Raw genomic sequence first — 4,020 nt, forward strand, 5'->3', positions numbered from 1 at the left:
CTCTCGAAGGCCCTGGTCGCCGGCGCCTACCAGCGCAAGCTAGAGGAGATCGCGCGCCTCGGCGTGGAGCTGACCGCCCTGGTGCCGCCGAGCTGGCGCGAGCCGCGGGTGGGCGAGCAGCGCCTTGAGCGCCGCTTCACCGAGGGCTACCGCCTCGAATCCCTGCCGATCGCGCTGAACGGCCGACACCACCTGCACTTCTACCCGGCCCTCGGGCGCGCCCTGCGCCACCTGCGCCCCGATGTGCTGCACATCGACGAGGAGAGCTTCAACCTGGCCACCTTCCTGGCCATGCGCGCCGGGATGGCCGTGGGCGCCCGCTGCTGCTTCTATAACTGGGCGAACATCGACCGGCGCTACCCGCCGCCCTTCAGCCTCTTCGAGCGCCACAGCTTCCGCCACGCCGCCCACGCCATCGCCGGGAACCAGGAGGCCGCCGCGATCATCCGCCGCCACGGCTACCGCGGGCCGGTCACCGTCATCCCGCAGTTCGGCGTCGACCCGGAGATGTTTGCCCCCCGGCCCGACATTCAACATTCAACATTCAACATTCAACATTTTACCGTCGGCTACCTCGGCCGCCTGGTGCCCGAGAAGGGCGTGCTCGACCTGGTCGAGGCGCTGCCCGGGCTGCCCGGCCATATCCGGCTGCGCCTGATCGGCGACGGCGCACAGCGCCCGCAGATCATGGCCCGCGCCGCCGCCCTCGGCGTGGCGGGCCGGGTCGAGCTGCGCCCGGCGGTCGGCAGCACCGAGGTGCCCGCCGCCATGGCCGAGATCGACCTGCTCGTCCTGCCCTCGCGCACCACCGCGAGCTGGAAGGAGCAGTTCGGCCGCGTGCTGATCGAGGCCATGAGCTGCGGCGTGCCCGTGCTCGGCTCAAGCTCCGGCGAGATCCCGCATGTGATCGGTGACGCCGGGCTGACCTTCCCCGAGGGCGATGTGGCCGCCCTGCGCTACGACATTGCCCACATCGCGGACGACGCGAGTCTGCGCGCGGATCTGATCGAGCGTGGGCGCGCCCGCATCCTAGCCGAGTTCACCCAGGCCGCCGTCGCCCGCCGGCATGTCGCGGTCTACGCCGCCATGCTCGGGCAGACGCGCATAGATTGAGTCTTTGTCCACAGGTTATCCACAGATCTGGATAACATAACGAGGAGCGGGATGGGACGCCCTATTCGGGGCCTCTACAGCATGACAGATTGCGGATAGCCGCTGCTCGATGATAGGCTAATCTGCAATCTGCAATCTGCAATCTGCAATCCTCAAGATGCGGTGATCTTATAGCCGAGCTGGCCAAGGGCGTAGCTGATCCCGGCCTGCAGGTTCGCATAGACCTTGAGCTGGCTCAGGCTCACCCCGAGCTGCACGAGGGTCTGGGCGATCTCGGCGCCGATGCCGACCAGCACCACCTGGGCACCGATCAGCTGGGCGGCCCGTGCCGTCTGGAGCAGGTAGTTGGCCACCCCGGTGTCCACCACCGGCACGCCGGTGATATCGAGGATGACAATGTCGGCCTGCTTCTCGCTGATCGCCTCCAGGAGCCGCTCAAGCACCTGGGTGGCCCGGTAGCTGTCGATCGCGCCGACCAGCGGCAGGGCGATCACGCCCTCGTAGAGCGGCAGGATGGGCGTGCCCAGCTCGCGGATGGTGTAGCGCTGGGCCTCGATCTCGGCGGCCTGCTGGGCCACCGCCTGCATCGTCTGCTGGTAGGTCTGGCTGTAGCCGAGCATGAGCGTGCGGCTCATCAGGTGCAGCAGATCCTCCAGGGCGCGCGCGTCGGCCGGCAGCAGCGCGGCGCCTGCGGCGATGAACTGCTCGGCGCGATCCCAGACGAAGTTGCGCACATGCCTGATCGCGATCAGGATATCGTCGATCATGTAGCCGTCCTGCGCCCGGTCGGCCCCGGCGTTGGTGAGCCGGGACACTATCGTCTCCTCCGAGCCGGTGACGAGCGCATTGCACATCAGCAGCAGGGTTGAGTACATGGTCTGGTGCAGGCCATCGACCCCCTGGGAGCGATAGCCCGGGCTCTCCTGAAACACGCGGTCGACGAGCGCATCCAGGCCATCATTGATATGCTCCTGGAGGTACGAGCCGAAGGCGACTGTGGTGTCGGTCATCGTTCTGCTCCTGGCCTGCTGGGTCGTCTCCTTGCCGGTGTAGACGCAGATCCCGGGGGTGCCGGGCTGATCCAGCGGGATGCAGCGGATGGTGGCCCGCGTCTCGTCCTGGATGCGCTTCTCATCGTTGGTGTCGCCGGCCCAGTAGGCCCGGGCGAAGCCGCGCTCGATCTGGGCCTTCAGCTCGTCGTAGCTGGCCACGTCGGCGGTGCGCTCCTCGCGGAAGCGCAGGGCGCGGGCGAAGAGGCTGGCCTGGATCTCCTCCAGCAAGGCCAGGATGCGCGCGGTGAGGCCATCCTGGGGCACGAAGCTCTTGCCCTCGCGGCCCGGCACGTCGCGGCGGGCGATCGCCACGCTGCCCTTCTCCACATCCTTCGGGCCGACCTCGATCCGCACCGGGACGCCCTTCAGCTCCCACTCGTTATACTTGAAGCCCGGCGACAGGTTGTCGCGGTCGTCCACCTTATAGCGCAGGGCGCCCTTCCAGCCGGCGGTGAGCGCGGCGACGGTGGCCATCACCTTCTCGCGCTCGGCGTCGTTCTTGTAGATAGGCACGACGACGACCTGGGTGGGCGCGAGGCGCGGCGGCAGCACCAGGCCCTCGTCGTCCGAGTGGGTCATGATCAGCGCGCCGATCAGCCGCGTGCTCACGCCCCAGCTGGTCGTCCAAGCGTGCTGGATAGTGTTGTTCTGGTCGGTGAAGGTGATGTCGAAGGCGTGGGCGAAGTTCTGGCCGAGGTTGTGCGAGGTGCCGGCCTGGAGCGCGCGGCCGTCCTGCATCATGGCCTCGATGCAGTAGGAGCGCAGGGCGCCGGGGAACTTCTCCTTCTCGGTCTTCAGCCCGCGGATCACCGGAACGGCCATCACCTGCTCGGCGAAGTCGGCGTAGACATCATACAGGATCTTGAGCGTCTCGGCCTCCGCATCGGCCTCGGTGGCGTGGGCCGTATGGCCCTCCTGCCACCAGAACTCCGAGGTGCGCAGGAAGGGGCGGGTGCGCATCTCCCAGCGCATCACGTTGCACCACTGGTTGTAGAGCAGGGGCAGGTCGCGGTAGGAGCGGATCCACTTGCTGTAGAAGTGGCCGATGATCGTCTCGCTGGTCGGCCGGATCACATAGGGGTCGGTCAGCTCCTCGCCGCCGGCCCGCGTCACCTCGGCCACCTCGGGGGCGAAGCCCTCGACGTGGTCGGCCTCCTTCATGATGAAGCTCTTGGGGATGAGCAGGGGGAACTGCACATTGCTGTGCCCCGTCTCCTTGATCCGGTCATCGAGCCCGCGCTGCATCAGCTCCCAGACCGCCCAGCCGTTCGCCTTAACCACAATACAGCCGCGCACCACCTCGGCCACCTCGGCCATATCGGCCTCGCGGACAATATCGAGGTACCACTGGTTATAGTCCTTCGCCCTGGTGGTGATCACTTCCTTCGGCATGGTTCGGTCGCTCCTCGGACAATTGCAGATCGTCGATTGTAGATCAAACTCGGCGCCCGAGGCGCCCGCTCTGGGTATTATACCCGCATCCGCAACATCACCTCTCGGTGGGAGGTGTCTTTTCATCAGCCCTCAGGGTCGTAGTACGAGCTATGACCGGGGTGGGCCGATACAAGGACTTCTGGGCTATAGGTGCGGGCGAGAAAGCGGTGTATAACATTCCTGGGGGGCAAAAGTTAATAAAAAGTTAAAGGACACTAGGGCGCCTGCTCCCCGCACCATGCTGCCCCGTATCTCGCAGGAGACGCTCATGCACCACTCCGCACATCCGACGCGCATGTTCCGGCTGCCGGCGCTGCTGGCCCTTATGCTCGGCCTACTCACCGCAGCCGCCCCGATACTCATCGCGGCTCCGCCCACAGCCCTGGCCGTCTCAACCTCGGCGACGGCGGCCTGCCCGACC

2 protein-coding genes and 1 pseudogene are annotated in these 4,020 nt (G+C 66.7%); 1 reads left to right on the top strand and 2 read right to left on the bottom strand.

Features of this window, described 5'->3' with window-relative positions; genetic code table 11:
* The coding region (locus K2Z83_RS05310; protein ID WP_220594143.1) for a glycosyltransferase family 4 protein at positions 1-1,113 on the top strand (1,113 nt) is incomplete at its 5' end.
* A 152-nt stretch (positions 1,114-1,265) separates the two neighbouring features.
* Here the strand turns inward: K2Z83_RS05310 and K2Z83_RS29795 are convergent.
* Both K2Z83_RS29795 and proS read right to left on the bottom strand, forming a co-directional pair.
* Positions 1,266-2,123 (bottom strand): STAS domain-containing protein, encoded by an 858-nt coding sequence (locus K2Z83_RS29795; protein WP_370650079.1) that lies wholly within the window; start codon positions 2,121-2,123, stop codon positions 1,266-1,268.
* 15 nt (positions 2,124-2,138) lie between these two features.
* Positions 2,139-3,557, bottom strand: a pseudogene (gene proS / locus K2Z83_RS05320) (proline--tRNA ligase); the annotation flags it as partial.
* Positions 3,558-4,020: the final 463 nt, after the last annotated feature.

Source organism: Oscillochloris sp. ZM17-4, from assembly GCF_019599295.1.
Lineage (GTDB): Bacteria > Chloroflexota > Chloroflexia > Chloroflexales > Chloroflexaceae > Oscillochloris.

Excerpts from the sequence above, each read along its gene's own strand:
- K2Z83_RS29795 (WP_370650079.1), bottom strand. The coding sequence starts at position 2,123 with ATGACCGACACCACAGTCGCCTTCGGCTCGTACCTCCAGGAGCATATC.